Source organism: Pseudomonas sp. GW821-FHT07B01 (genome assembly GCF_059419065.1).
Genome location: NZ_JBWKRA010000018.1, coordinates 1 through 25444 on the forward strand (window position 1 = coordinate 1; position 25444 = coordinate 25444).

At 61.6% G+C, this 25444-nt stretch carries 27 protein-coding genes; 8 read left to right on the top strand and 19 right to left on the bottom strand.

Features of this window, described 5'->3' with window-relative positions; genetic code table 11:
• Window positions 1–205: 205 nt before the first annotated feature.
• Window positions 206–967, bottom strand: a complete 762-nt coding sequence (locus AC07S6_RS19175) for a YdcF family protein (protein WP_034126912.1) — start codon at window positions 965–967, stop codon at window positions 206–208.
• Window positions 968–1064: 97 nt separating this feature from the next.
• Window positions 1065–1370 carry a hypothetical protein gene (locus AC07S6_RS19180; RefSeq protein ID WP_020301951.1) on the bottom strand — a complete coding sequence of 102 codons (306 nt, stop codon included), beginning with the start codon at window positions 1368–1370 and terminating at the stop codon, window positions 1065–1067.
• Window positions 1371–1631: 261 nt separating this feature from the next.
• Between AC07S6_RS19180 and leuS the strand changes: the two genes are divergently transcribed.
• From leuS to AC07S6_RS19205, 5 genes are all read left to right on the top strand, one after another.
• The gene (gene leuS, locus AC07S6_RS19185) at window positions 1632–4238 is read left to right on the top strand and encodes a leucine--tRNA ligase (protein ID WP_003194453.1); all 2607 of its coding nucleotides are present in this window, start codon (window positions 1632–1634) and stop codon (window positions 4236–4238) included.
• Window positions 4239–4326: 88 nt separating this feature from the next.
• The gene (locus AC07S6_RS19190) at window positions 4327–4932 is read left to right on the top strand and encodes an LPS-assembly lipoprotein LptE (RefSeq protein ID WP_014720078.1); all 606 of its coding nucleotides are present in this window, start codon (window positions 4327–4329) and stop codon (window positions 4930–4932) included.
• A gap of 39 nt (window positions 4933–4971) precedes the next feature.
• The gene (holA, locus tag AC07S6_RS19195) at window positions 4972–6009 is read left to right on the top strand and encodes a DNA polymerase III subunit delta (RefSeq protein WP_032895162.1); all 1038 of its coding nucleotides are present in this window, start codon (window positions 4972–4974) and stop codon (window positions 6007–6009) included.
• A gap of 233 nt (window positions 6010–6242) precedes the next feature.
• A complete protein-coding gene (arfA, locus tag AC07S6_RS19200; protein ID WP_003176285.1) occupies window positions 6243–6407 on the top strand; it encodes an alternative ribosome rescue factor ArfA in 165 nt (54 codons plus the stop codon).
• 62 nt (window positions 6408–6469) lie between these two features.
• Window positions 6470–7795: a lytic murein transglycosylase gene (locus tag AC07S6_RS19205; RefSeq protein ID WP_003194458.1), complete on the top strand. Its 1326-nt coding sequence runs from the start codon at window positions 6470–6472 to the stop codon at window positions 7793–7795.
• 115 nt (window positions 7796–7910) lie between these two features.
• Here AC07S6_RS19205 and AC07S6_RS19210 read toward each other — a convergent pair whose 3' ends face one another.
• From AC07S6_RS19210 to AC07S6_RS19270, 13 genes are all read right to left on the bottom strand, one after another.
• Window positions 7911–8831 (bottom strand): S66 peptidase family protein, encoded by a 921-nt coding sequence (locus AC07S6_RS19210; protein WP_495112800.1) that lies wholly within the window; start codon window positions 8829–8831, stop codon window positions 7911–7913.
• Between the two features lie 152 nt (window positions 8832–8983).
• The gene (lipA, locus tag AC07S6_RS19215) at window positions 8984–9985 is read right to left on the bottom strand and encodes a lipoyl synthase (protein ID WP_161793230.1); all 1002 of its coding nucleotides are present in this window, start codon (window positions 9983–9985) and stop codon (window positions 8984–8986) included.
• A gap of 25 nt (window positions 9986–10010) precedes the next feature.
• The gene (gene lipB, locus AC07S6_RS19220) at window positions 10011–10658 is read right to left on the bottom strand and encodes a lipoyl(octanoyl) transferase LipB (RefSeq protein ID WP_072435473.1); all 648 of its coding nucleotides are present in this window, start codon (window positions 10656–10658) and stop codon (window positions 10011–10013) included.
• A complete protein-coding gene (locus tag AC07S6_RS19225; protein ID WP_005791752.1) occupies window positions 10658–10939 on the bottom strand; it encodes a DUF493 domain-containing protein in 282 nt (93 codons plus the stop codon). The genes lipB and AC07S6_RS19225 overlap by 1 nt, the downstream gene beginning before the upstream one ends.
• Before the next feature lie 85 nt (window positions 10940–11024).
• Window positions 11025–12182: a D-alanyl-D-alanine carboxypeptidase family protein gene (locus AC07S6_RS19230; protein ID WP_014720083.1), complete on the bottom strand. Its 1158-nt coding sequence runs from the start codon at window positions 12180–12182 to the stop codon at window positions 11025–11027.
• Between the two features lie 180 nt (window positions 12183–12362).
• Window positions 12363–13367 (bottom strand): septal ring lytic transglycosylase RlpA family protein, encoded by a 1005-nt coding sequence (locus tag AC07S6_RS19235; protein ID WP_495112801.1) that lies wholly within the window; start codon window positions 13365–13367, stop codon window positions 12363–12365.
• A complete protein-coding gene (gene mltB / locus AC07S6_RS19240; protein ID WP_054896188.1) occupies window positions 13367–14377 on the bottom strand; it encodes a lytic murein transglycosylase B in 1011 nt (336 codons plus the stop codon). The genes AC07S6_RS19235 and mltB overlap by 1 nt, the downstream gene beginning before the upstream one ends.
• A gap of 17 nt (window positions 14378–14394) precedes the next feature.
• Window positions 14395–15498, bottom strand: a complete 1104-nt coding sequence (rodA, locus tag AC07S6_RS19245; protein WP_044268991.1) for a rod shape-determining protein RodA — start codon at window positions 15496–15498, stop codon at window positions 14395–14397.
• A gap of 31 nt (window positions 15499–15529) precedes the next feature.
• Window positions 15530–17428, bottom strand: a complete 1899-nt coding sequence (gene mrdA / locus AC07S6_RS19250; RefSeq protein ID WP_034126905.1) for a penicillin-binding protein 2 — start codon at window positions 17426–17428, stop codon at window positions 15530–15532.
• Between the two features lie 15 nt (window positions 17429–17443).
• Window positions 17444–17911, bottom strand: a complete 468-nt coding sequence (gene rlmH / locus AC07S6_RS19255) for a 23S rRNA (pseudouridine(1915)-N(3))-methyltransferase RlmH (protein ID WP_003176297.1) — start codon at window positions 17909–17911, stop codon at window positions 17444–17446.
• Between the two features lie 9 nt (window positions 17912–17920).
• A complete protein-coding gene (rsfS, locus tag AC07S6_RS19260; protein ID WP_003176298.1) occupies window positions 17921–18415 on the bottom strand; it encodes a ribosome silencing factor in 495 nt (164 codons plus the stop codon).
• Window positions 18416–18481: 66 nt separating this feature from the next.
• Window positions 18482–19126, bottom strand: a complete 645-nt coding sequence (gene nadD, locus AC07S6_RS19265) for a nicotinate-nucleotide adenylyltransferase (RefSeq protein ID WP_003194480.1) — start codon at window positions 19124–19126, stop codon at window positions 18482–18484.
• Window positions 19126–20391, bottom strand: a complete 1266-nt coding sequence (locus AC07S6_RS19270) for a glutamate-5-semialdehyde dehydrogenase (RefSeq protein WP_034126904.1) — start codon at window positions 20389–20391, stop codon at window positions 19126–19128. The genes nadD and AC07S6_RS19270 overlap by 1 nt, the downstream gene beginning before the upstream one ends.
• 175 nt (window positions 20392–20566) lie before the next feature.
• Between AC07S6_RS19270 and AC07S6_RS19275 the strand changes: the two genes are divergently transcribed.
• Both AC07S6_RS19275 and AC07S6_RS19280 read left to right on the top strand, forming a co-directional pair.
• The gene (locus AC07S6_RS19275; protein ID WP_495112802.1) at window positions 20567–21250 is read left to right on the top strand and encodes a DNA-3-methyladenine glycosylase; all 684 of its coding nucleotides are present in this window, start codon (window positions 20567–20569) and stop codon (window positions 21248–21250) included.
• Window positions 21251–21405: 155 nt separating this feature from the next.
• Window positions 21406–22722, top strand: a complete 1317-nt coding sequence (locus tag AC07S6_RS19280; protein ID WP_495112803.1) for a bifunctional DedA family/phosphatase PAP2 family protein — start codon at window positions 21406–21408, stop codon at window positions 22720–22722.
• Here AC07S6_RS19280 and AC07S6_RS19285 read toward each other — a convergent pair.
• The 4 genes from AC07S6_RS19285 to AC07S6_RS19300 form a co-directional block, all read right to left on the bottom strand.
• Window positions 22716–22931, bottom strand: a complete 216-nt coding sequence (locus AC07S6_RS19285; protein WP_490613938.1) for a hypothetical protein — start codon at window positions 22929–22931, stop codon at window positions 22716–22718. The genes AC07S6_RS19280 and AC07S6_RS19285 overlap by 7 nt on opposite strands.
• A gap of 100 nt (window positions 22932–23031) precedes the next feature.
• Window positions 23032–23622 carry an LON peptidase substrate-binding domain-containing protein gene (locus AC07S6_RS19290; protein WP_495112804.1) on the bottom strand — a complete coding sequence of 197 codons (591 nt, stop codon included), beginning with the start codon at window positions 23620–23622 and terminating at the stop codon, window positions 23032–23034.
• Window positions 23623–23644: 22 nt separating this feature from the next.
• Window positions 23645–24361 carry an LrgB family protein gene (locus AC07S6_RS19295; protein WP_034126899.1) on the bottom strand — a complete coding sequence of 239 codons (717 nt, stop codon included), beginning with the start codon at window positions 24359–24361 and terminating at the stop codon, window positions 23645–23647.
• Window positions 24358–24711, bottom strand: coding sequence for a CidA/LrgA family protein (locus AC07S6_RS19300; RefSeq protein WP_003194494.1), 354 nt, complete (start codon window positions 24709–24711; stop codon window positions 24358–24360). Before AC07S6_RS19300 ends, AC07S6_RS19295 begins: the two co-directional genes overlap by 4 nt.
• Window positions 24712–24894: 183 nt before the next feature.
• Here AC07S6_RS19300 and AC07S6_RS19305 point away from each other — a divergent pair, with 183 nt between their 5' ends.
• Window positions 24895–25350 (top strand): MaoC family dehydratase, encoded by a 456-nt coding sequence (locus AC07S6_RS19305; protein WP_197880379.1) that lies wholly within the window; start codon window positions 24895–24897, stop codon window positions 25348–25350.
• The last annotated feature ends 94 nt before the right edge of the window (window positions 25351–25444 follow it).

Sequence of the window (25444 nt, forward strand, 5' to 3'; positions counted from 1 at the left end):
ACATTTGGACAGCGGCGCGTCAGTTAGAACAGCGCTGGCTGTCAGGCCGTCACGGGAGCAAGCTCCCTCGCCACAGGGTCAGTGTCGTATTTAAGTTGTGTAGATACCTATGCTGCGATGGCGGTGTATCAGTGCCCTGAGTGCTCACTGACCCACCGCTATCGCAGGCAAGCCAGCTCCCACATTTTGATCTCCTGTGTTGCGCCTACCGGTAGAACAACCGATACCCCACCTGCCCCACCGCTTCATTGATCAACTGCCCGCTTTGCCACACCGCCTTGACCTCCGGCATCCAGCCACCCAGCGGTCGGCCATGGTCGACACCCAAAAAGCCCACCGGCCCCGGCACCACGGTGAAGCCGGCCTTTTCAAAACTCCACACCGAACGCGGCATGTGCCAGGCCTGGGTCACTACCACTACACGCTTGATGCCTTGCGGCAACAAAATCTCGGCGCTCATCTGGGCGTTTTCCCAGGTAGTGCGGCTGCGCTCTTCTTTCCAGCGCACGGTGACACCGAAGTCATCCTGCATCGACACGGCCATCAGCTCGGCCTCACTGGGCGGCGTGCCGTAGTGCAAGCCGCCGCTGGTCAGCACTGGCAAACCGGATGCCTTGGCCAGCCGCGCGGCAAAACGCTCACGTTCCAGGCCAATACCGGTGGGTTGGTCGCTGCCCCACGCAATATCTCCACGCTCGCGCCCCGAGCCCAGCACCACAATCGCATCGGCACGCTGGGCCAGGGTGGCCCAGTCTTCCCGGGCCAAAGGCGGCTCTGTCTCCAGGGCACGGGCGCCCCATTGCACCATCACTGGCAGGCTTATCAACCACATTCCGCCCAGCCCCAGGGCAAAGCACAAGCCCGCCAGGCGCGGACGGCTGCGGCGAAACCACCAGGCACACGCCAACAACAGCAGAAAAATACCGGGCGGCAACAACAGTTGTTTAATGAAATAACGAAAAGGCATCGGGCATCTCCAAAGATGCCCGAAGCCTAGATGCATCGGGGTTTTGCAACAATCCTTACCGACAACATTTTGATAACGCTAACGGATAACGCGGGGCTCACTTGCACCGCACGGAGCGGAAGTTCTCTGGCCCGCGGCCGGTCGCCAGGTCTTTGAGCCAGATGACCTTGGCCGAATGAGCGGGCGGGGAAGCCTGCCCATGGGAGGCGCGGTCGTGATTCAACGCCAGATAGTTCTTGATCAATTCAAGCTCCGCCTGGCTCAAGCCTCGCAACTCCAGCTCCAGAGGCCGTTCATCACGCAATCGGCCTGCGGTTCTTGCGGCATCCAATGCCCGACCCAAACGGTCGATCAATCCTTCATACAACTGCGGTTTCGTTAAAGTTCGCTGCGATTCAACCATCCCCTCACCTCATTGAAGAAATACTTGCTCCCCACTAAACAGCGTAGCCCCCGTTGCTGCGCCTGCCCGGTGCCGCGACAGACGGCCCTTGGCGCGCAATCAGGGTTTCCCTCGATAGAGTGGGGTCATGTATGCTACGGCGCTTCCTGTAACTCCACTTCCCGCAGGGTTTGGGCACGGACGCGCCGCTTCTTGGTGTCGAACAACCCGGACAGTGCACCGAAGAGGATTAGGCCACCCCTATCCAGTTCAAAAGTAGCCATGCACGAACAATATCAGCCCCGTGAAATAGAAAATGCCGCCCAAACCTTCTGGGACGAGCAAAAGTCCTTTGAAGTCAGTGAACAGCCAGGCAAGGAGACTTACTACTGCCTATCGATGTTCCCTTACCCCAGCGGCAAGCTACACATGGGGCACGTGCGCAACTACACCATCGGCGACGTGATTTCGCGCTACCAGCGCATGCTCGGCAAGAACGTGCTGCAACCCATGGGTTGGGACGCCTTCGGCATGCCGGCAGAAAACGCCGCGATGAAAAACAACGTGGCGCCCGCCAAGTGGACCTACGAAAACATCGCCTACATGAAGACCCAGCTGCGCAGCCTGGGCCTGGCGGTGGACTGGTCCCGCGAGGTCACCACCTGCAAGCCGGATTACTACCGCTGGGAACAATGGCTGTTCACGCGCCTGTTCGAAAAAGGTGTGATCTACAAAAAAAGCGGCACCGTGAACTGGGACCCGATCGACCAGACCGTACTGGCCAACGAACAGGTTATCGACGGTCGCGGCTGGCGTTCCGGCGCGCTGATCGAAAAGCGCGAAATCCCGATGTACTACTTCAAGATCACCGCCTACGCGGATGAACTGTTGTCGAGCCTCGACGATCTGCCGGGTTGGCCTGAACAGGTCAAGACCATGCAGCGCAACTGGATCGGAAAATCCAAGGGCATGGAAGTGCAGTTCCCGTACAACGTCGACTCCATCGGCGAAGCGGGCGCACTCAAGGTCTTCACCACCCGCCCCGACACCCTGATGGGCGCGACCTACGTCGCCGTGGCCGCCGAACACCCGCTGGCCACCCAGGCCGCGCAGAACAACCCTGAGCTGCAGGCGTTCATCGCTGAATGCAAAGGCGGCAGCGTGGCCGAAGCCGACGTCGCCACCCAGGAGAAAAAAGGCCTGCCAACCGGCCTGTTCGTCGAGCACCCGCTGACCGGCGAGAAACTGCCGGTTTGGGTCGCCAACTACGTATTGATGCACTACGGCGATGGCGCCGTCATGGCCGTGCCGGCCCACGACGAGCGCGATTTCGAATTCGCCACCAAGTACAGCCTGCCGATCAAGTCGGTCGTGCGCACCAGCTCGGGTGACACCAACCCCGCTCCGTGGCAAGACGCCTACGGCGAGCACGGCACGCTGATCAACTCCGGCGAATTCGACGGCCTGGACTTCCAGGGCGCATTCGACGCCATGGAAGTGGCCCTGATCAAGAAAAACCTCGGTGCCTCGCGCACCCAGTTCCGCCTGCGTGACTGGGGCATCAGCCGCCAGCGCTACTGGGGTTGCCCGATCCCGATCATCCACTGCCAAACCTGCGGTGACGTGCCGGTACCGGAAGACCAACTGCCGGTCGTGCTGCCAGAAGACGTGGTGCCGGATGGTGCTGGCTCGCCGTTGGCGCGCATGCCCGAGTTCTACGAGTGCAGCTGCCCTAAATGCGGCGCGCCGGCCAAGCGTGAAACCGACACCATGGACACCTTTGTGGAGTCCTCGTGGTATTACGCTCGTTATGCCTCGCCGCACTATGAAGGCGGCCTGGTGGAGAAATCCGCAGCCGACCATTGGTTGCCCGTGGATCAGTACATCGGTGGCATCGAACACGCCATCCTCCACCTGCTGTACGCGCGTTTCTTCCACAAGCTGATGCGTGACGAAGGCCTGGTGAGCTCCGATGAGCCATTCAAGAACCTGCTGACCCAGGGCATGGTGATCGCCGACACTTACTATCGCCGCGAAGCCAATGGCGCCTACACCTGGTTCAACCCGGCGGATGTCGAGCTTGAGCGTGACAGCAAGGCCAAGGTCATCAGCGCGAAGTTGAAAGCCGACGGCCTGCCGGTGGAAATCGGTGGCACCGAGAAGATGGCCAAGTCCAAGAACAACGGCGTCGACCCACAGTCGATGATCGATCAGTTCGGCGCCGACACCTGCCGCCTGTTCATGATGTTCGCCTCGCCGCCTGACATGAGCGCCGAATGGTCCGACTCTGGCGTTGAAGGTTCGCACCGTTTCCTCAAGCGCGTCTGGCGCCTGGCCCACGCTCATGTCAGCCAGGGCCTGCCGGGCAAGCTGGATATCGGCGCGTTGAACGACGAGCAGAAAGCCGTTCGCCGCAGCATCCACCTGGCTATCCGCCAGGCCAGCCAGGACGTCGGGCAGAACCACAAATTCAACACCGCCATCGCCCAGGTGATGACGCTGATGAACGTGCTGGAAAAAGCCTCGCAGGCGACCGAACAAGACCGTGCGCTGATCCAGGAAGGCCTGGAAACAGTTACCCTGTTGCTCGCGCCGATCACGCCGCATATCAGCCATGAACTGTGGAGCCGTCTGGGCCACAGCGGTGCCGTCATCGATGCCGCCTGGCCGGTGCAGGATGACAGCGCCCTGGTACAGGACACGCTGCAACTGGTCATCCAGGTTAACGGTAAACTGCGTGGCCAGATCGACATGCCGGCCAGCGCCAGCCGTGAAGAGGTTGAAGCAGCTGCACGTATCAATGAGAACGTGCTGCGCTTTACCGAAGGCCTGACCATCCGCAAGGTGATCGTGGTGCCTGGCAAACTGGTCAATATCGTCGCCAGCTAAATCGGATCAGGCGCGGGGCTTGGGCCCCACGCCGAACTAAACCTTTAGGGCCCGAGAAGGCCCACCTGGTTTCAAGGGGAGCAACAAAATGATCAAACGCAATCTGCTGGTTATGGGCCTTGCCGTGCTGTTGAGCGCTTGCGGCTTCCAGCTGCGCGGCACCGGCACCAATGAGCTGTCGCTCAAGGAACTCGACGTCAGCGCCCGCAACGCCTACGGCGAAACCGTCACCCAGCTGCGCCAGACCCTGGAAAACAGCGGTGTGCACGTGTACAACGGCGCCACCTACAAACTGATCCTGACGGATGAGCGAGAAACCCAGCGCAATATCAGCTACGCCAGTGCTGGCCGTGCGTCCGACGTCGAGTTGAACACGGCGCTGATGTTCGAAATACAAGGCCGTGATCAGTTGCCGTTGATGGGTGACAAGATCCAGGTGCAGAAAGTGGTGAGCCACGATGGCAACAACCTGGTGGGTTCGGACTCCGAGACCATCCAGGTGCGCAAGGAAATGCGTCGTGAGCTGATCCAGCGCATGATGACTCGCCTGCAAATGCTCACCCCGGAAAAACTGGCTGAGCTGCAGCAAGTTGCCGACAACAAGGCCAAGGCTGACGCCGACGCCCTGAAAGCCGCGCAGGAATATGAAGACAACACACCGAAACAGTCGCCTGTTGAAGTCCCTGTCGAGTAAGCCAGACGGGGCGCCCCTGGCGCCCCGTTCGCCCTGCCTATGAAACTTGCCCCCGCCCAACTCGCCAAACACCTGCAAGGTGGCCTTGCGCCTGTGTACATCGTCAGCGGCGACGACCCGCTACTGTGCCAGGAAGCGGCCGACGCTATCCGCACCGCCGCACGCCAGCAAGGTTTCGATGAACGCCAGGTGTTCAGCGCCGACGCCAGTTTCGACTGGGGCACGCTGCTGCAAGCTGGCGCGAGCATGTCGCTGTTTGCCGAAAAACGCCTGCTGGAACTGCGCCTGCCCTCGGGCAAGCCGGGCGATAAAGGCGCGGCGGCCTTGATGGAATACTGCTCGCGCCCTGCCGAAGACACCGTGCTGTTGATCAGCCTGCCCAAGCTCGACGGCAGCGCGCAGAAAACCAAATGGGGCAAGGCTCTGGTTGAAGGTCCACAGACTCAGTTCATTCAGATCTGGCCAGTGGACAGCAACCAGTTGCCGCAGTGGATTCGTCAGCGCCTGTCGCAATCAGGGCTCGCAGCGACACAGGATGCCGTGGAGCTGATCGCCGCTCGGGTCGAGGGCAACCTGCTTGCCGCCGCCCAGGAGATCGAAAAGCTCAAGCTGATGGCTGAAGACGGGCAGATCACCGTCGAAACCGTGCAAGGCGCAGTGGCCGATAGCGCGCGCTTTGATGTGTTCGGCCTGGTGGACGCCATCCTCAACGGCGAACCCGCCCACGCCCTGCGCATGCTCGAAGGCCTGCGTGGCGAAGGAGTGGAACCACCGGTGATTCTCTGGGCCCTGGCCCGTGAGCTGCGGGTGTTGGCGAACATTGCCCTGCAATACAGCCAAGGCACACCGCTGGACAAATGTTTCAGCCAGGCCAGGCCGCCGGTGTGGGACAAGCGCAAACCCCTGATGAGCAAAGCCCTGCAACGGCACTCGGCGCAACGCTGGGCGCAACTGTTGCTGGAAGCGCAGCGCATCGACGCACAGATCAAAGGCCAGGCGGCCGGCTCGCCGTGGATGAGCCTGAGCCGTCTGTCGCTGTTGATGGCCGGCCAGCGCCTGGCGTTGCCTGCCGAATAAACCCTTCTGTACAACAGCACAAAACCCTGTGGGAGCTGGCTTGCCTGCGATGGCGGTGTATCAGTGCCCTTTGTGCCAACTGACCCACCGCCATCGCAGGCAAGCCAGCTCCCACATTGACTCTGCCCACTGCTTATTTGCGACATTTCCCACCTATCGACGGGCTTTACAGCCGGCCCACTTCGGCAGATGATTTGCACCGCTGCATTCCACCCCAAGCGAGAGAATCCACCATGAGCAAAAAGCCATCCAAGCATGGCCCCAACAAGGCCAAATCCATCATCGCCCAGCCCTTGTTCCGCAGCCGCCAGGAACGCGCCGGCAAAGGCAAAGGCAGCTACCGCCGCGAAGCCTTCCAGTCTAATAGCTGGGAGGCTTCTTACTTTCTGGCTGCCTGAAGGCAAGCGCCCCTCTGGCATGATAAGGTCTGTACCTGATTTGTAACCCCCTGGACCTGTGCATGCCCTCTCGTCTTTCTCGTCATTGGCACCTACGCCAATTGATCGCTGCCTCCAGCCTCATTCTGCTCGTCGCCTGCGCCGAAAAACCTACCGCTGCGGACGCTCAACCCCTGCCCAAGCTCCAGACGGCCCCGGCTATCGCGCCTGCCGTGGTGGCCCCGTTGGCGGTGGACAATCTCGATATCCAGCCGACCCAGACCTTTGCCGAATGGCAGGCTGGCTTCCGTGCTCAAGCGCTGCAGGCCGGGATCACTGCGGCCGTGTTCGATAACGCTTTTGCCGGCGTCACTCCTGATATGGCGGTGATTCGCGCCGACCGCAGCCAACCGGAATTTTCCCGCCCGGTTTGGGAATACCTCGACGGTGCACTGTCGCCGGTGCGCGTGCGCAATGGCCAGGCACTGCTGGTCAAGTACGCCGATATTCTGCAAAGCATCGAGCAACGCTATGGCGTCGACCGCCAGGCGCTGGTCTCGGTGTGGGGCATGGAGAGCAACTTCGGCGCTTTCCAGGGCAATAACTCGGTGATCCGCTCCCTGGCCACCCTGGCCTATGAAGGACGTCGTCCGGCCTTTGCGCAAGCGCAGTTGCTCGCCGCGCTGCAGATCATCCAGCATGGCGATATTCAGGCCGACCAGATGAAAGGTTCCTGGGCCGGGGCGATGGGCCAGACCCAGTTCATCCCGACCACCTACAACACCCATGCCGTGGACTTCGACGGTGACGGTCGCCGCGATATCTGGAACAGCCCGTCCGACGCCCTCGCCTCCACGGCGCATTACCTGCAAAGCTCCGGCTGGCAGAAAGGCCAGCCATGGGGCGTTGAAGTGCAGCCGCTGCCGTCTGGCTTCGACTACAGCCTGGCCGATGGCGGCGTGCGCAAGACCGTGGCGCAATGGCTGCAACTGGGCATCCAACTGCCGCCTGGCGTGAGCCTGCCGGCCAATGTCGACCAGCTGTCCGCCGCCCTGCTGCTGCCGGCCGGCTACCGTGGCCCGGCGTTCCTGGTGCTGGATAACTTCCGCGCGATCCTCAAGTACAACAATTCGTCGTCTTATGCACTGGCGGTTGGCTTGCTGTCCGAGCGGTTTGGCGGTGGCGGTGTGATTCGGGGCAGTTGGCCAAAGGATGAGCTGCCGCTGAGCCGTTCGCAACGCATTGACCTGCAGACGGCGCTCAGCGCCAAAGGGTATGACGCGGGTAATGCCGACGGGATTATTGGCGCCAACACGCGCAAGGCGATTCGGGCTGCACAGCAGGCGTTGGGCTGGCCGGCGGATGGGTATCCGACGGTGAAGTTGCTGGAGTCGCTGCAGAACCGCTGAAGTGATCGCTCCCACGCTCTGCGTGGGAGCGCTGCCTTGGACGCTCCGCGTCGGCGACTGAAGAGGGTGACGCAGAGCGTCACTGGAGGAATTCCCACGCAGAGCGTGGGAACGATCAGGCCTTGAACACTACATCCTGCTCCAACACCACCCGCTGCTCCCCCGCATCCAGGCGCACCAAGGCGCCCATCGGCAATGTCAGGTTCGGGTCGCAATGCCCACTGCGCCAACCTGCCAGCACTGGAATGCACAGCGGCTCAAAGGTCTGCTTCAGCAGATGCGCCAACGCCGCGCTATCCACACCGGCCACATCCCCTACCAGCACACCGGCGACCTGAGCCAGCTTCCCAGCCAAGCGCAGGTGGGTCAGCAGGCGGTCGATGCGATAGAGCGGTTCGTTGACGTCTTCGATAAACAGGATGATGCCGTCAGCGTCTATTTCGTACGGCGTGCCCATGACTGCGGCGATCATCGACAAGTTACCGCCCAGCAAGCGCCCACAAGCCACACCGGGCTCGATTGTGATCAACGGGTAGGCCATCGGGTGCGGCAGCACACTGCCGGCGCCCCGTTGGCCACGCAGCAGGCTGAACAAAGAGGATTCGGTGGGCGGCTGTTTGCCACCGAGCAGGTCGGCATTGAGCATCGGGCCATGGAACGTCACAAAGCCCGCATAGCGGTTGATGGCTAGGTGCAAGGCGGTGATATCGCTGTAGCCCACAAACGGCTTGGGGTTGGCGCGCAGCAGGTCGAAGTCCAGCGCATCGAGCAAACGGGGCGTGCCATAGCCGCCACGCAGGCAGAGGATGGCATCGATGTCGGGGTTGGCGAAGGCGGCATGCAAATCGCGCAGGCGCACTTCATCGCTACCGGCCAGGTAGCCGTCGCGCTCGTGCACACCAGGGAAAATGTGCAGGTCGTAGCCACGGGCACGCATCCATTGCCGGGTTTTTTCAACATCCAGCGCGGCGGGGCCGGCGGGGGCGATCAGGCCGAGGGTGCCTTCGGGGCGCAGTGCAGGTACGGCGGCGGTCATCCATGGTTCTCCCTATATGACGCAGAACGAAATGTGGGAGCTGGCTTGCCTGCGATGCAAGCGCCTCGGTGTATCAGTGACACCGAGGTGATGCTATCGCAGGCAAGCCAGCTCCCACACAAGCCCGCATTTCACATTGATCCTGGAGCGGCTTACGAAACCAGGCTCGCCTTGACCAGCTTGGCCTGCTCATCGGCGTGGTACGAAGACCGCACCAACGGGCCCGAGGCCACGTTCTTGAAGCCCATCTTGTAGCCTTCCTCGGCGAACCAGGCGAAGGTGTCCGGGTGCACGAAGCGCTGCACCGGCAAGTGGCTGCGGGACGGTTGCAGGTACTGGCCCAGGGTCAGCATGTCGATGTCGTGTTCGCGCATGCGCTTCATGACTTCGATGACTTCTTCGTCGGTTTCACCCAGGCCCAGCATCAAGCCGGACTTGGTCGGGATGTGCGGCATCATCTGCTTGAATTTCTGCAGCAGGGTCAGCGACCACTGGTAGTCCGAACCCGGGCGCGCCGCCTTGTACAGGCGCGGCACGGTTTCCAGGTTGTGGTTGAACACATCCGGCGGCTCGGCAGCGGTGATGTCCAGGGCGACGTCCATACGGCCACGGTAGTCCGGCACCAGGGTTTCGAGCATCACGTTGGGCGACAGCTTGCGGATCTCGCGGATGCAGTCGGCAAAGTGCTGGGCACCACCGTCACGCAGGTCGTCGCGGTCCACGGAGGTGATCACTACATACTTGAGCTTCAGGTCGGCGATGGCGATGGCCAGGCTTTCTGGCTCGTTGACGTCCAACGGCTTCGGACGGCCGTGGCCGACGTCGCAGAACGGGCAGCGACGGGTGCAGATGTCACCCATGATCATGAACGTGGCGGTGCCGCCAGAGAAGCACTCGCCCAGGTTCGGGCAGGAGGCTTCTTCGCATACGCTGTGCAACTTGTGTTTGCGCAGCAGCGACTTGATACGGTCGACTTCCGGCGAAACCGGGATGCGCACGCGAATCCAGTCAGGTTTCTTCGGCAGTTCGGTGGTCGGGATGATCTTGACCGGGATGCGTGCAACCTTCTCGGCGCCGCGCAGCTTGACGCCGGCTTCCACCTTGGCACGCGGGGCCGGGGCTGGACGCTCAGTGATGTCCAGCGTCGGGATCATGGTTTGCACAACATCAGTAGTCATATCAATCGATTCCGCCCGTCAGGGTCATCTGCTCTGCATAGTCGAGGTGTTTGACGAGCTGCGCGCGCAGCCGGGCACTTACCTCGGCAAATTCTATGGATGTTGCATGCTCACTCAACTGGGTCATCGCAAGCCCGGCGTAACCGCACGGGTTGATCCGCCGGAACGGCGCCAGGTCCATGTCCACATTCAAGGCCAGGCCATGAAAGGAACAACCGTGGCGAATGCGCAGCCCCAGGGAGGCGATTTTCGCGCCATCCACGTACACACCCGGTGCATCGGGCTTGGCCACGGCGGTCACGCCGTAACTGGCCAACAGCTCGATCAGGCACGTCTCCATGCGGCTGACCAGGTCGCGCACGCCAAACCCCAGCTTGCGCACGTCCAGTAGCAGGTAAGCCACCAGTTGACCGGGCCCATGGTAAGTCACTTGCCCCCCTCGGTCGACCTGCACCACCGGAATATCGCCCGGAAGCAGCAAGTGCTCGGCCTTGCCGGCCTGACCCTGGGTGAAGACCGGCGGGTGTTCCACCAGCCAGATTTCATCCGGGGCCGAAGTGCCGCGCTCATTGGTAAAGCGCTGCATGGCATGCCAGACCGGCTCGTATGCCATCCGGCCGAGCTCGCGAAAGCCCAAGACTTGCGACATCACAGCACCATATGCACGAAGCCGGTGGCTCGCAGTTCGCTGTTGATGTTGTAGAGCTGGTCTTGATCGGTCGCAACGATGTGCAACTGGATCGTGGTGTACTTGCCGGTGGAGCTTTGGCGCTCGTCCACGCGGTTGTCGTTGATCGTCGCGTGCTTCCTGACGATCTCGAGAATCTTGTCCTTGCGGCCGACACCGGTATCGCTGATCACCTTGACGGGATAATCCGTCACAGGAAATTCGATCTTTGGCGCCTTTACTTCTACGTCTTTATCGGTCATGGCAGAACAGCCTCGTAAGCGCTAAGCCGTGGCGACGGGCAAAGCCCCGCGTTGGATCAACGCGGGGCTTTGCAGGTGCACACAATCAGTTGAACAAGCCGTAGAAGAATAGACGGATGCTATCCCATACGCGGCGGAAGATACCACCTTCCTCGACAGCGTCCAGCGCGATCAGGTCGGCGCTGTGCACCACCTTGTCGTCCAGCTTCACTTCGACCTTGCCGATCACATCACCCTTGGCGATTGGCGCAACCAATTGCGGGTTCAGGGTCATGCTGGCGGCGAGTTTTTTCAGCTGGCCCTTAGGCATGGTCAGGGTCAGGTCGTCGGCCAGGCCGGCCTTGACTTGCGAAGTCGAGCCCTTCCACACCGGCGCGGTCGCCAGTTCAGCACCCTTCTGGTAGAAGGTCTGGGTTTCGAAGAAGCGGAAGCCGTAAGTCAGCAGTTTTTGCGTCTCGGCCGCACGGGCCTGCTCGCTGTTGGTGCCGAATACCACGGCGATCAGGCGCTGGCCATCACGTACGGCGGACGACACCATGCAGTAGCCGGCTTCGTCGGTGTGGCCGGTCTTCAGGCCATCGACGGTCTTGTCGCGCCACAGCAACAGGTTGCGGTTAGGCTGCTTGATGTTGTTCCAGAAGAATTCCTTCTGGGAGTAGATCGCATAGTGCACCGGGTCAACGCGGATGATGGCGCGTGCCAGGATCGCCATGTCATGAGCCGACGAATAGTGCTCTGGGTTCGGCAGGCCGGTCGGGTTCATGAAGTGGCTGTTGGTCATGCCCAGCTCACCGGCGGTTTTGTTCATCATGTCGGCGAAGGCGTCTTCGCTGCCGGCGATGTGCTCGGCCAGGGCGACGCTGGCGTCGTTACCGGACTGGATGATGATGCCGTGCAGCAGGTCGCTCACGGTGACTTGCGAACCCACCTTGATGAACATCCGCGAACCACCGGTACGCCAGGCGTTTTCGCTGACGGTAACCGGGTCGTTTTCGCCGATCTGGCCGCGACGGATTTCCAGGGTCGCGATGTAGGCGGTCATCAGCTTGGTCAGGCTGGCAGGCGGCAGGCGTACATCACCGCCGTTTTCGACCAGCACGTTGCCACTGGCGGCGTCCATGAGGACCCACGACTTGGCGGCCAGTTGCGGGGAGGCCGGCACCATTTCAACCGCCCAGGCGGCCGGGGTGATGATCAGCGAGATAAGCAGGCACGTGCGTTTGGCTAAGGTGGTGATGTTCATCCGTCTCTCGAAATTGCTTATGGAAACTTGCCCTCGCGGGCAAAACTATTCAGACAGCCCGCTTCCAGACTGTCACGTGTTCGGTTGCCCGCTCACCCCTTGCCCCTGGGTTTTTATTGTTCAACGAGCCAACAACCAGGGCTCGGGCACGCAGACGCCCCCGAGCCATCAATGCGTTACTTATTCTGCGGTGACCACGCTAGGTTGCCCCAGGTTGGCCAGGCGTACGCTGTTCTGCACTTGCGCCACTTCGCTCGGCGAGCCGATCGGGCCCATGCGCACACGGTGCAACGTTTGCTGGTTACGCACGATGGAGCTGATGAAGACTGGCGCGCTGACCATACCGCTGAGCTTGGACCTTAACAGTTCTGCCGCATCCGGGTTGGCGAAAGCGCCGACCTGCAGGTATTGCCCACCGGCCATGGAGGCGCCCGCTGCCGCGTGAGGTACCACCACGGTATCAGGCGCATGCTGCGCAGGTGGCGGGGTCCATTGCTCGATCTTGCCGGTGGAGGCCGTCACTTGCGGTTGCGGGGTTGGCGGTTCGTTGAGCATCAACGGCGCGGGTTTGCCACGCTGGGCCCAATACTGCGCCGGATCGATGCCTTCGACCTTGACCCGTGCGGTGCCGGTTTCGGCATAACCGAGTTTCTTGGCGGCGGCGTAGGACAAGTCGATGATCCGGTCCGAATAGAACGGCCCACGATCATTGACCCGCAGGATCACGGTGCGATTGTTGTCCAGGTTGGTCACGCGCACATAGCTGGGCAGCGGCAGGGTCTTGTGGGCCGCGCTCATGCCATACAGGTCATACACTTCGCCGTTGGCGGTGTTCTGGCCATGGAACTTGGTGCCGTACCAGGACGCGGTGCCCGACTGCACGTAAGTCTTGGATTCCTGCAGCGGGAAGTAATTCTTGCCCAGCACGGTATAGGGGTTGGCCTTGTACGGGCCGGTGTGCAGCGTCGGCGTGGCGTCCGGGATCTTCGACACATCCACATCCCACCACGGCGCGCCGTCTTTGTGCGCGCGGTTGATGTCCAGGCCCGGCTGGGCACGTACCACCGCACCGCCCGCCTTCTTGGCCGGCGCACGGTTAGGGGGGGTGGAGCAACTGGCTACCAACAAGGACAACGCGGCGAACGCCACCAGCTTGAGCGGTTTTTTGAACGGCGATACCCGCATTACTTGTTGCCCCGTGCTTGAACCAGCTCATCTGACAGCTGATGCACGGCCATGGCGTACATCACACTGCGGTTATAACGCGTGATTGCGTAGAAATTCTTCAGGCCCATCCAGTATTCAGGGCCATTTGCGCCTTCCAGGCGGAATGCCGTCACCGGCATGTCGTCGCGTGGCGCATTCTGACTCGACCAGCCCAGCGCTCGCAACTCCCCGACGGTCTTGACCGGTTCGATACCTTGGGTCAGGCCCTCGTCAGCGCGCTCGCCCGTGACATCGGCGCGGATAACCACCGGCTCGCCGGCGACCCAACCGTGGCGCTTGAAGTAGCTGGCCACGCTGCCGATGGCATCGTCGGGGTTGCTCCAGATATTGATGTGCCCGTCACCGTCGAAATCCACCGCATAGGCGCGAAAGCTGCTCGGCATGAACTGCGGCAAGCCCATCGCCCCGGCGTAGGAGCCCTTGAGGCTCAGCGGGTCGACCTGCTCTTCGCGGGCCAGCAACAGGAATTCGCGCAGTTCCTTGCGGAAGAACTCGGCGCGGGGCGGGTAATCGAAGCCCAGTGTCGACAAGGCGTCGATCACTCGATAGCTGCCGGTGTTGCGCCCGTAGAAGGTTTCGATGCCGATGATCGAGACGATCACCTGGGCTGGCACGCCGTACTCCTGCTCGGCGCGGGCCAGTACCGCCTCGTGCTGGCGCCAGAAATCCACGCCGCGGGCGATGCGCGCATCAGTGAGGAACATCGGGCGATAGTCCTTCCACTGCTTGACGCGTTCGGCGGGCCGGGAAATGGCGTCGAGGATCGCCTGCTTTTTCTGGGCTTCGCGGAACACGCCCATCAGTTGCTCACCGGCAAAACCGTAGTCGCGGGTCAGCTCACCGACAAATTCGGCAACCTGGGGAGAGCCATCGTAGTCACCGGCCTGCGCCTCTTGCGTTGCTCCCAGCAGCCCGATCAGGCCCATCCAGGTCGCATGCCGAGTCGCCCAGCCGCGCATTACTTGCATTGACATCTTCACCTTATTCAAACCTGTGCGATCCACTTGCGATGCGTATGAATCGACATCAAAACCCCAAACGCTGACAGCAATGTCACCAGCGAAGTTCCGCCGTAGCTAATGAATGGCAACGGCACCCCAACCACCGGCAGCAGGCCACTGACCATACCGATGTTGACGAAAACATAAACAAAAAAAGTCATGGTCAGGCTGCCGGCGAGCAATTTGCCGAACAGCGTCTGCGCCTGGGCAGTGATCACCAGGCCGCGACCAATCAACAGCAGATAAATCAGCAACAACGCGCAAATGCCCACCAGACCGAACTCTTCGCCCATCACCGCGATGATGAAATCGGTGTGGCTCTCGGGCAAGAAGTCCAGGTGAGACTGGGTGCCCAGCAACCACCCCTTGCCAAATACCCCGCCGGAACCGATGGCCGCCTTGGATTGGATGATGTTCCAGCCGGTGCCCAGCGGGTCGCTCTCCGGGTCGAGGAACGTCAGGATCCGTTGCTTCTGGTAGTCGTGCATAAAGAAGAACCACATGGCCACCGCCACGGGCACGGCGGCGGCCAGCACGCTGAGGATCCAGCGCCAGCGCAATCCGCCCATGAACAGCACGAACGCGCCACCGGCGAGGATCAGCAACGAGGTGCCAAGGTCCGGCTGGCGCACGATCAGCACAAAGGGCACGCCAATCAGGATCAGGCTGATCGCCACGTGCTTGAGCTGCGGCGGCAAGGTGCGCTTGGACAGGTACCAGGCAATAGTGGCCGGCATCAGGATCTTCATGAATTCCGACGGCTGGAAGCGAATCACCCCGGGGATGTTGATCCAGCGTGTGGCCCCCATGGCGTTGTGGCCCATGACGTCCACCACCACCAGCAGCAACACGCCGGCGACATAGCCCAAGGGCACCCAGCGTGCCATGAAGCGCGGCTCCAACTGGGCGATCACCACCATCGACAGCAGGCCCAGGCCAAACGAGGACGCCTGCTTGATCAGCAAGTCCCAGTTCTTGCCGCTGGCCGAATACAGTACAAAAAGGCTGCCGGCCGCCAGGGTCAGCAGCAGGATCAGCAAGGGGCCATCAATGTGCATGCGTTGCAGCAACGTCGCACGGCGACGCATCACATCTTCGCTGGAGAGGATGCGGTCAAAATTACTCTTCACGGGCCGTAACCTCGGGGCTTGAAGGGGGGCCGCCATACTCGGGCTTGAGCCGGCCATCGTCGGCCAGCAGCCAGGCGTCCATCACCTGGCGTACCACTGGGGCCGCGACGCCGGAGCCGGACTCGCCGTTCTCGACCATCACTGCCACCACGATTTTCGGGTCTTCCGCCGGGGCAAAGCCGACAAACAAGGCGTGGTCGCGGTGGCGCTCCTGCACCTTGGAGCGGTCATACTTTTCGCCTTGTTTGATCGCGACCACTTGGGCGGTACCACTTTTGCCGGCAATGCGGTATTGAGCGCCAATTGCCGCTTTGCGCGCAGTGCCGCGAGCGCCGTGCATCACCTGCTGCATGCCGTGGTTGACCTTGGCCCAGTCGGACGGGTCACGCAGCACGATGTCAGGAATCGGATTGTCGTCCACCGGCTTTTCGCCTTCGATGGTTCTGGCCAGGTGCGGTCGGTTCCACACGCCTTTGTTCGCCACCAGCGCCGTGGCCTGGGCCAGTTGCAGCGGAGTGGCTTGCATATAGCCCTGGCCGATACCCAGGATCAGGGTTTCGCCAGGGAACCACGCCTGGCGGCGGGTCGCACGCTTCCACTCCCGCGATGGCATCAGGCCGGGGGATTCTTCGAACATGTCCAAGGAGACTTTCTGACCGAGGCCGAACTTGCCCATGTAGGCAGATAGCCGATCAATCCCCAGCTTGTGGGCCAGGTCGTAAAAATAGGTGTCGTTGGAGCGCATGATTGCGGTGTCCAAATCGACATAGCCGTCACCGGAGCGGTTCCAGTTACGGTACTTGTGGTCGTAGTTGGGCAGCATGTAGTAGCCAGGGTCGTACACCCGGCTTGAGGCCGTGACCACACCAGCATCCAGGCCGGCAATCGCCACCGCCGGCTTGATGGTCGAGCCCGGTGGGTACAGGCCGCGCAACACACGGTTGAACAGTGGCCGGTCGATGGAGTCACGCAGCTCGGCGTAGGCCTTGAAGCTGATGCCAGTCACAAAGGGGTTGGGGTCGAAGCTGGGCTGGCTGACCATCGCCAGCACTTCGCCAGTCTTCGGGTCCAGCGCCACTACGGCACCCCGCCGACCGCCCAGGGCCATCTCGGCAGCTTCCTGCAACTTGATGTCCAGGCTCAGGACAATGTCCTTGCCCGGCACCGGATCGGTGCGCTTGAGCACGCGCAATACGCGGCCACGCGCATTGGTCTCGACTTCCTCGTTACCTACCTGGCCATGCAACTCGGCCTCGTAGAAACGCTCGATACCGGTTTTGCCGATGTGATGGGTGCCGCTGTAGTTGATCGGGTCGAGGGTTTTCAGCTCTTTCTCGTTGATCCGCCCCATGTAGCCAACGGAGTGGGCAAAGTGCGGCCCTTGCGGGTAATGCCGCACCAACTGCGCCACCACTTCCACACCCGGCAGGCGGAACTGGTTCACCGCAATCCGGGCGATCTGCTCTTCGGTCAGCTCGAACAGGATCGGCACCGGCTCGAAAGGCCGGCGCCCCTGCCGCATGCGCTTCTCGAAGACGGCCCGGTCTTCCGGCGTCAGTTGCAGCACCTCGACGATGACATCGAGGACCTGCTTCCAATCGCCGGAGCGTTCACGGGTCATGCTCAGGCTGAAGCTGGGCCGGTTATCGGCAACCACTACGCCATTGCGGTCGAAAATCAGCCCACGGGTCGGGGGAATCGGCTGCACATGCACCCGGTTGTTTTCCGACAGCGTGGAGTGATAGTCGTACTGGATCACCTGGAGGAAATACAGCCGCGCAATCAGCACGCACATCAGCACCACCACCAAGACAGCACCGAACACCACCCGCGCGCGTACCAGACGTGCGTCTTTCTCGTGGTCCTTGATGCGGATCGGTTGGGTCATCGGGGGCGGCGCAGACTATTTGTGGTAAGGGTGCCCGGACAGAACTGTCCAGGCGCGATACAGCTGTTCACCGATCAGAATCCTTACCAACGGGTGCGGCAACGTCAGCGCCGACAGCGACCAGCGCTGATCGGCCCGCGCACAGACTTCCGGCGCCAGCCCTTCCGGGCCGCCGACCATGAAATTGACCGTGCGCGAATCCAGGCGCCAGCGATCCAGCTCCACCGCCAGTTGCTCGGTGCTCCAGGGCTTGCCGTGCACTTCAAGGGTGACGATGCGCTCATTGGGGCCGACCTTGGCCAGCATGGCTTCGCCTTCCTGACGGATAAAGCGCGCCACGTCGGCGTTCTTGCCCCGGGTATTGAGCGGTATTTCCACCAGCTCAAGCGACAGCTCAGCGGGCAGACGCTTGGCATATTCGTGCCAGCCTTCTTCCACCCACTTGGGCATGCGTGAACCGACAGCGATCAGACGCAGGCGCACAGCCGTTCCTTATTCCTGGTCTTTGTTGAGCTTGTCGAAGTGCGCGTGGCCCACTTCCGGGCTGTGATGCTTGCCATCGGCGGCACGGCTCTGCTCGGCGCCTTTCCACAGACGTTCCAGGTCGTAGAACTGGCGAGCGTTGGAGGTCATCATGTGAACGATCACATCGTCCATGTCCAGCAACACCCAGTCGCTGTCGCCTTTGCCTTCTTCACCCAGTGGCTTGACGCCCTGGGCTTTGACGGCTTCGCGAACCTTGTCCAGCATCGCGCCGATCTGGCGGTTGGAGGTACCGGTGGCGATGATCATGAAGTCGGTGATGCTCTGCTTGTCGCGCACGTCAAGCACCTGGATGTCCTGGGCTTTAACGTCTTCCAGGGCAGCCACGGCGACTTTCACCAGCTCTTCGCCAGCCAGTTCCGGGCCGACATGGGCTTCAACCGGCAGCGGCGCGCTTTTGAAGGTGCCTTTGCGCTTAACTTTGCTTACGTCTTTGTTCGTCATATAAAACTCGTTTTGCTCGTATGTTCGGGCGCTTGCTGCACGGTTCGTGCGTTCAAGCGCGCCTTTTCAGTTCGACGCACGGTAAAGCCCGTGCGCATCGATGTAGGCCAGGACCGCGTCAGGCACCAGGAAACGTACCGACTTCCCGCTGGCCAGCAGTTGACGGATCTGGGTGGCGGACACCGCAAGCGGGGTCTGCCAGACGAATGCAATATTCCCGTTCGGCCCGGTCAGGGCCAAGGGGTCACTTACCGACCGCGCGGCCAGCAGGTTGCGCAAGGCATCCGGCGGTTCGCTGTCGGCATCCGGGCGTTGCAAAACCAGGATGTGGCAATGCTGGAGGAGTTCCTCCCAGCGGTGCCAAGAGGGCAGGCCGCAAAATGCGTCCCAGCCCAAAAGCAGAAACAGTGGGTCATCTGCGGCCAATTCGGCGCGCATGAGCTCCAGGGTGTCGATAGTGTAGGACGGTTTATCGCGCTTGAGTTCGCGATCGTCCACCACCAGCGGCGATATACCTTCTACGGCAACACGCACCATTTCCAGGCGTTGTTCTGCGGCCACCTGCGGCGTGTCGCGATGGGGCGGCCGAAAATTGGGCAGCAGGCGCAGCTCATCCAGCGCAAGGGCATCCGCAACTTCCAGGGCACTGCGCAAATGGCCGATGTGCACGGGGTCGAAAGTACCGCCGAGCAGCCCGATGCGTTTAGTCATCAAGTGCGCACATGACCGTCGCCAAACACCACGTACTTCTCACTGGTCAGCCCTTCGAGGCCCACCGGGCCGCGTGCGTGGAGCTTGTCGGTGGAAATACCGATCTCAGCCCCCAGGCCGTACTCGAAGCCGTCGGCAAAGCGCGTCGAGGCGTTGACCATCACCGAAGCGGAATCCACTTCGTTGAGGAAACGCCGGGCATCGCTGAAATGCTCGGAAACGATGGCGTCGGTGTGCTTGGAGCCATAGGTATTGATGTGTTCGATGGCCTGGTCCAGGTCGTCGACGATGCGGATCGACAGGATCGGGGCCGTGTACTCGGTGTACCAGTCCTGCTCGGTCGCCTCGATGACGTCCGCGCCCAGCAGCGCACGGGTGCGCTCGCAACCGCGCAGCTCTACCGACTTGTCACGGTAGATGGCCGCCAGCGGCGGCAGCACACGCTCGGCAATGCCAGCGTGCACCAGCAGGGTTTCCATGGTGTTGCACGGCGCGTAGCGGTGGGTCTTGGCGTTGTCGGCAATGCGAATCGCCTTGTCGAGGTCGGCGGCGATGTCGATGAACACATGGCAGACGCCGTCCAGGTGCTTGATAACTGGCACCTTGGCATCGCGGCTGACGCGCTCGATCAGGCTCTTGCCACCCCGCGGCACGATCACGTCGACGAACTCCGGCATGGTGATCAGCGCGCCCACGGCAGCACGGTCGGTGGTTTCCACCACTTGCACCACTTCAGCCGGCAACTCGGCCACGGCCAGGCCCTGCTGGATGCAGGCGGCGATGGCGCGGTTGGAATTGATCGCTTCGGAACCGCCACGCAGGATAGTGGCGTTGCCAGACTTGAGGCACAGGCTCGCGGCGTCGATGGTCACGTTCGGACGCGACTCATAGATGATGCCGATCACGCCCAGGGGCACGCGCATCTTGCCCACCTGGATGCCGGACGGCAGGTAGCGCATGTCGCGAATTTCACCGATGGGGTCAGGCAGCTTGGCCACCTGACGCAGGCCTTCGATCATGTCGTCGATACGTGCCGGGGTCAGCGCCAGGCGGTCCAGCAGGGCTGGCTCCAGGCCGTTAGCGCGCCCATTGGCCAGGTCCAGCTCGTTGGCGGCGGTCAGCTCGGAGCGCGAAGCATCCAGAGCATCCGCAGCCGCCAGCAGCGCACGGTTCTTCTGCGCGGTGCTCGCACGGGCGATCAACCGCGAGGCCTGCCGGGCAGCGCGACCCAGGCGGGTCATGTAGTCAAGAACGGACTCAGTCATGGTCAGGGAGTCTTGGCAAAGAGGAAAGCGGCAGATTATAGCTGTGACGCCGCCCGACTGACAGCGGTGAGGGGCGGATGGTCGAAATGAACTGTAAAAACCCCAGGTTCAGGCGTAATTAAGCTGAGAGTTGTTATGATTCGGTCACATTTAGCCGTATCAACCCTTGACCGCCATGCCCGATTTTTCGCCCCAACTTCCCGCCAGCCCCCTGCCCGATAGCTTCTTCGACCGCGATGCGCAACTGCTTGCGCGCGAATTACTCGGAAAAGTCATTCGTCATCGTGTGGGCGATCTCTGGCTTTCGGCGCGAATTATTGAAACCGAAGCCTATTACGTGGCCGAAAAAGGCAGCCACGCCTCACTCGGCTACACAGAAAAGCGTAAGGCTTTGTTTCTGGATGGTGGCCATATCTACATGTACTACGCCCGTGGCGGTGATTCGTTGAACTTCAGCGCTCACGGCCCGGGCAATGCCGTGCTGATCAAATCGGCCTATCCCTGGGTCGACGACATTTCCGGCGCGGCGAGCCTGGCGCAGATGCTGTTGAACAACCCCAACCCCGATGGCAGCCCACGCCCCTCGCAGAAGCTGTGTGCAGGCCAGACGCTGCTGTGCAAGGCACTGGGCCTGAAAGTGCCGATGTGGGATGCCAAGCGCTTCGATCAGGAACTGCTGTATGTCGAAGACGTGGGCCAGGTGCCCACGCAGATTATCCAGACTACGCGCCTGGGCATTCCCACTGGGCGCGATGAGCACTTGATGTACCGTTTCGTCGATGCTGGCTATGCGCCTTATTGCACGCGGAACCCGCTGCGTCGGGGGCAGGTCGAAGGCCGGGATTATTTTTTGATTTAACGCGCGACACATCCCATGTGGGAGCTGGCTTGCCTGCGATAGCGGTATGTCAGGCAACTTCCATCCTGGCCATGCCGCAGCCATCGCCGGCAAGCCAGCTCCCACAGTTGAATTTCACCGTCTCAAATTCTGTTTGTATGCATGGAGTGGATTGTATGGGCCAATGGCTCGATAGCATCACCGGCTGGTTGACCCTCAACCCACAATGGCTGGCAGCGGCGGTGTTTATCGTCGCGTGTGTGGAGTGCCTGGCGATTGCCGGGTTGATCGTGCCAGGCACGGTATTGCTGTTTGCAATCGCCGCGTTGGCTGGCAGCGGTGCGCTGTCGTTGAGTGAAACCCTGCTGCTGGGCTTCCTCGGCGGCTTATTGGGCGACGGCGTTTCCTATTACCTGGGCCGCCATTTCCATCAGAACATCCGGCGCCTGCCCGGCCTGCGCCAGCATCCTGAATGGATGAACGGCGCAGAAACCTACTTCCACAAGTACGGAATCGCCAGCCTGTTGGTCGGGCGCTTCATCGGCCCATTGCGTCCCATGCTGCCCATGGTCGCCGGCATGTGCGACATGCCCTTCCCGCGCTTTGCCGCTGTGAGCATCATTGCCGCAGCGGGTTGGACCGTGGCCTATCTGCTGCCGGGCTGGGCTGCCGGCGCCGCGTTCCGCCTGCCGTTGCCGGAAGGCTTCTGGCCGGAAGCGGCGATTATCGCGGCGTGCCTGGCGGTGCTGCTGGGGCTGAGTTTGAACAGCAGTTGGCGCGGGCATCGGCGCGCCACCTTGTGGATCGGTTGCGCCAGCCTGGTGTTGTTGATCGCGTTGTTTATCGGCTATCCCCACCTCAATGACTTCGACCAGGGCCTGAGCGCCCTGGTGCAAGAGCATCGCAGCCCGTGGCTGGACGAAGTGATGGTACGGGTCACCCAACTGGGTGAGTTCAAGAAGATGTTCTTCGCCAGCGCGGTGTTCACTGGCCTGTTGCTGTTGGCACGGCAGTGGCGCCACGCGGTGTTTGTCGGCGCCACCCTCGCTGGCGCGGCAGTGATCAACACCGGTACCAAGCTGTTTTTCGCCCGTGGCCGCCCGGAAATCCTCACCGACCCGCTGACCAGCTTCAGCATGCCCAGCGGCCATGCCTCCGGTGCTTTTGCCTTCTTCCTGGCGCTCGCGGTATTGGCCGGTCGCGGCCAACCCACGCGGCTGCGCCTGACCTGGATGCTGCTGGGCTGCATTCCCGCAGCGTTCATTGCCTTGTCGCGGGTGTACCTGGGTGCCCATTGGCCCACGGACATCCTGGCCGGTACCTTGCTGGCAATGACCGTGTGTGCGTTCAGCCTGACGGCAATCGAGCACCGCAGCCCATTGCCAGCCATGTCGCAAAAAGCCTGGTGGCTGGTGCTGCCCGCCGTGGTGGCCGTGCTCGGTTTCATCGCCTTTACCGGCACACCCCACGCCCTGCTCAGGTACGCCTATTGACCCTTGGCCGGGCCGATCCAGTCCACGGAGGCGTTGCGCCGTTCAACGCAACGCTCGCGGCGCTCCAGCAGCATCTCATCGGCCATTTCGGCGGCGCGCTCGGCGATGTACTCCGCGCCCCGCGTGGCTTCCTGCTGGAGTAATTGCGTGGTCACGCTGACAAAATAAGCATCCCACGCGACTTGTTCCGAGGGTGTCAGCCGAATCATGGTTATCTCCGATCATTGTTGTGCGATCGGAAAATAGTGCAGGCGGCGCAGTGGAGGCGACCGAGCAAAGTCTGAAAGCTCTGTCAGGCAAATCCGAACCTCAGGTGAACAGCTCGCCCTGCAATTCATCGAGCAACAGCTGGATCGCATCCAGGCGTTGCCCTGGGTCGTCCAGTTGCAGCAAGTCGATCTTGTCGGCCTCGTTAAATGGAAGCAGATAGGCCAACTGATTGCTCAGGGCTTGCTGGCCTTCGGCCTGGCCGCCCATGTCCAGCGAGGCCACCATCGGGTGCTCGGCCAGGGCCTCAAGCAACGCCAGCAAGTCGGCGTCCTCTTCGCCCAACGGCTGGTCCGGCAATTCTTGCAGCCATTGCACATCAGCCACCAGCAACTGGTCTTTCTGCACGCCGGCCTCACGCACGCGGAATCGACGGCCACCTTCGACGCGAATGCCCAGCAGGCCGTTGTCCTGCTGCTTGAAGTCACGAATCAGCGCTTCACAACCGACAAGCGCATAGCCGTCAGGGGCCGTGCCTACCTCTGGGCCATCCAGGATGCACACCACACCAAAGCCTTCGCCCTTTTTCATGCAACGGCCGATCATGTCCAGGTAGCGCGCCTCAAATATCTGCAAGTCGAGGGTGCAGCCCGGGAACAGCACAGTGTTGAGGGGGAATAGCGCCAGACTCATAACGGTTTCCTTAAAACCTGGGTTAAACAATGACCGACACCGCCAACGGCAGGAACACTGCCGTGGCCACGCCCATCAAACTCATGGCCAGCGCCGCGAAGGCGCCGCATTCTTCGCTTTCCTGCAGGGCTACCGAAGTGCCGACGGCGTGGGCGGTCATGCCCAGGGCCATGCCGCGCGCTTCAGGGCTGCGTACACCCAGGCGCGACAAGAGCGCTGGACCGATCATCGCGCCGACCACCCCAGTGATCAACACGAACACCGCCGCCAAGGCCGCCACGCCGCCGATCTGCTCGGCCACCAGCATGGCAATCGGCGAGGTGACCGACTTGGGTGCCATGGTCATCAGCACCCTGTGCTCGGCCCCGAACCACCATCCCAACGCCACACAAAGGCCGGTGGCCAATACCCCGCCTACCACCAGCGTAGTAAAAATCGGCCAGAACAATTGGCGAATCCGTCGCAGGTTCAGATAAAGCGGCACCGCCAGGGCCACGGTCGCAGGCCCCAGCAGGATGCCCATGATCTCGGTGCTCTTGCGGTATTCGGCGTAGCTCAGCCCGCAGGTGAGCAGCACGCCGATCACCAGCAGCATCGACACCAGCACCGGCTGCAGGAAGATCCAGCGGGTTTTCTCGAACCCCGCCAGCACCAGTTGATAGGCGCCCAGGGTGATACCGATACCGAACAGCGGGTGATGAATGACCGCCGTCCAAGCGCCCTGCCAGTCGAGGATCATTGGTCCTTCTCCTTGCGCTTGACCATCTGCTGCATCAGCACACCGACAAAGCCCATGGCGATCACCAGCGACAACACCAACGCCCCGACGATGGCCCAGAAATCCGCCACGATGTCCTTGGCATACACCATCACTCCCACCGCCGGCGGCACCAGCAGCAGCGGCAGGTAACGCAACAGGCTGCCGGCCGCCAGGCTCAGGGGCTCGCCGACTTCACCGCGCCAGACCAGAAAGCCCAGCATCAGCAACAAGCCGATGATCGGCCCCGGCAGTACCGGCACCAGCAAATGATTGATCGCGGTGCCGATCAGTTGAAACAGCACCAGCCAGGTCAGGCCACGTAACAGCATCCCGCTCTCCCCCCTCAAAACTCGCGCGCATTATAAGCATGCCCGCCCTATGCTCCGGCATTCGCCAAAAGCATGTTGGGTTGACCAGGCTGATTGCCCATGATGATCTACATTGGTTCTCTGTAACCCATAAAAACGCCCCTTATCAACGGGCACATAAGTGATGAACCAAGGAGAGACGCAATGCCCTATGTACCCGTAGTGCAGCTCAAAGATTACGTCGGCAAGGAACTGGGACGTTCCGAATGGCTCACCATCGACCAGGCGCGTATCAACCTGTTCGCGGAAGCCACCGGCGATCATCAGTTCATCCACGTCGACCCGGTCAAGGCGGCGCAAACCCCGTTCGGCAGCACCATCGCCCACGGGTTCCTGTCACTGTCGCTGATGCCCAAGCTGATGGAAGACATCCTGATCATGCCCGAAGGCTTGAAAATGGCCGTCAACTACGGCCTGGACAGCGTGCGCTTTATCCAGCCGGTGAAAGTAAACTCCAAGGTGCGGCTGAACGTCACCCTCACTGACGTCACCGAGAAAAAACCGGGCCAATGGCTGTTCAAGGCCACCGCCACCCTGGAAATCGAAGGTCAGGAGAAGCCGGCCTATATTGCCGAGTCGCTGTCACTCTGCTTCGTATGATCGCCACACCCCCACTGTAGGAGCGAGCTTGCTCGCGAAGGTCGTCAGCGATAACGCGTGCTTGCTGAACAAATGCGGCGCCTGTGAGTTTTTC

Excerpts from the sequence above, each read along its gene's own strand:
- AC07S6_RS19300 (WP_003194494.1), bottom strand. The coding sequence starts at position 24,711 with ATGCTGTTACGTGGCCTGACCTGGCTGGTGCTGTTTCAACTGATCGGC.
- AC07S6_RS19190 (WP_014720078.1), top strand. The coding sequence starts at position 4,327 with ATGATCAAACGCAATCTGCTGGTTATGGGCCTTGCCGTGCTGTTGAGC.
- AC07S6_RS19225 (WP_005791752.1), bottom strand. The coding sequence starts at position 10,939 with ATGACCGATAAAGACGTAGAAGTAAAGGCGCCAAAGATCGAATTTCCT.
- AC07S6_RS19205 (WP_003194458.1), top strand. The coding sequence starts at position 6,470 with ATGCCCTCTCGTCTTTCTCGTCATTGGCACCTACGCCAATTGATCGCT.
- AC07S6_RS19270 (WP_034126904.1), bottom strand. The coding sequence starts at position 20,391 with ATGACTGAGTCCGTTCTTGACTACATGACCCGCCTGGGTCGCGCTGCC.
- lipB (WP_072435473.1), bottom strand. The coding sequence starts at position 10,658 with ATGTCGCAAGTCTTGGGCTTTCGCGAGCTCGGCCGGATGGCATACGAG.
- rodA (WP_044268991.1), bottom strand. The coding sequence starts at position 15,498 with ATGCGTCGCCGTGCGACGTTGCTGCAACGCATGCACATTGATGGCCCC.
- lipA (WP_161793230.1), bottom strand. The coding sequence starts at position 9,985 with ATGATCCCGACGCTGGACATCACTGAGCGTCCAGCCCCGGCCCCGCGT.
- mrdA (WP_034126905.1), bottom strand. The coding sequence starts at position 17,428 with ATGACCCAACCGATCCGCATCAAGGACCACGAGAAAGACGCACGTCTG.
- nadD (WP_003194480.1), bottom strand. The coding sequence starts at position 19,126 with ATGACTAAACGCATCGGGCTGCTCGGCGGTACTTTCGACCCCGTGCAC.
- AC07S6_RS19275 (WP_495112802.1), top strand. The coding sequence starts at position 20,567 with ATGCCCGATTTTTCGCCCCAACTTCCCGCCAGCCCCCTGCCCGATAGC.
- AC07S6_RS19210 (WP_495112800.1), bottom strand. The coding sequence starts at position 8,831 with ATGACCGCCGCCGTACCTGCACTGCGCCCCGAAGGCACCCTCGGCCTG.
- AC07S6_RS19230 (WP_014720083.1), bottom strand. The coding sequence starts at position 12,182 with ATGAACATCACCACCTTAGCCAAACGCACGTGCCTGCTTATCTCGCTG.
- AC07S6_RS19280 (WP_495112803.1), top strand. The coding sequence starts at position 21,406 with ATGGGCCAATGGCTCGATAGCATCACCGGCTGGTTGACCCTCAACCCA.
- AC07S6_RS19175 (WP_034126912.1), bottom strand. The coding sequence starts at position 967 with ATGCCTTTTCGTTATTTCATTAAACAACTGTTGTTGCCGCCCGGTATT.
- arfA (WP_003176285.1), top strand. The coding sequence starts at position 6,243 with ATGAGCAAAAAGCCATCCAAGCATGGCCCCAACAAGGCCAAATCCATC.
- leuS (WP_003194453.1), top strand. The coding sequence starts at position 1,632 with ATGCACGAACAATATCAGCCCCGTGAAATAGAAAATGCCGCCCAAACC.
- rsfS (WP_003176298.1), bottom strand. The coding sequence starts at position 18,415 with ATGACGAACAAAGACGTAAGCAAAGTTAAGCGCAAAGGCACCTTCAAA.
- AC07S6_RS19180 (WP_020301951.1), bottom strand. The coding sequence starts at position 1,370 with ATGGTTGAATCGCAGCGAACTTTAACGAAACCGCAGTTGTATGAAGGA.
- mltB (WP_054896188.1), bottom strand. The coding sequence starts at position 14,377 with ATGCAAGTAATGCGCGGCTGGGCGACTCGGCATGCGACCTGGATGGGC.
- holA (WP_032895162.1), top strand. The coding sequence starts at position 4,972 with ATGAAACTTGCCCCCGCCCAACTCGCCAAACACCTGCAAGGTGGCCTT.
- AC07S6_RS19305 (WP_197880379.1), top strand. The coding sequence starts at position 24,895 with ATGCCCTATGTACCCGTAGTGCAGCTCAAAGATTACGTCGGCAAGGAA.
- AC07S6_RS19295 (WP_034126899.1), bottom strand. The coding sequence starts at position 24,361 with ATGATCCTCGACTGGCAGGGCGCTTGGACGGCGGTCATTCATCACCCG.
- AC07S6_RS19235 (WP_495112801.1), bottom strand. The coding sequence starts at position 13,367 with ATGCGGGTATCGCCGTTCAAAAAACCGCTCAAGCTGGTGGCGTTCGCC.
- AC07S6_RS19290 (WP_495112804.1), bottom strand. The coding sequence starts at position 23,622 with ATGAGTCTGGCGCTATTCCCCCTCAACACTGTGCTGTTCCCGGGCTGC.
- AC07S6_RS19285 (WP_490613938.1), bottom strand. The coding sequence starts at position 22,931 with ATGATTCGGCTGACACCCTCGGAACAAGTCGCGTGGGATGCTTATTTT.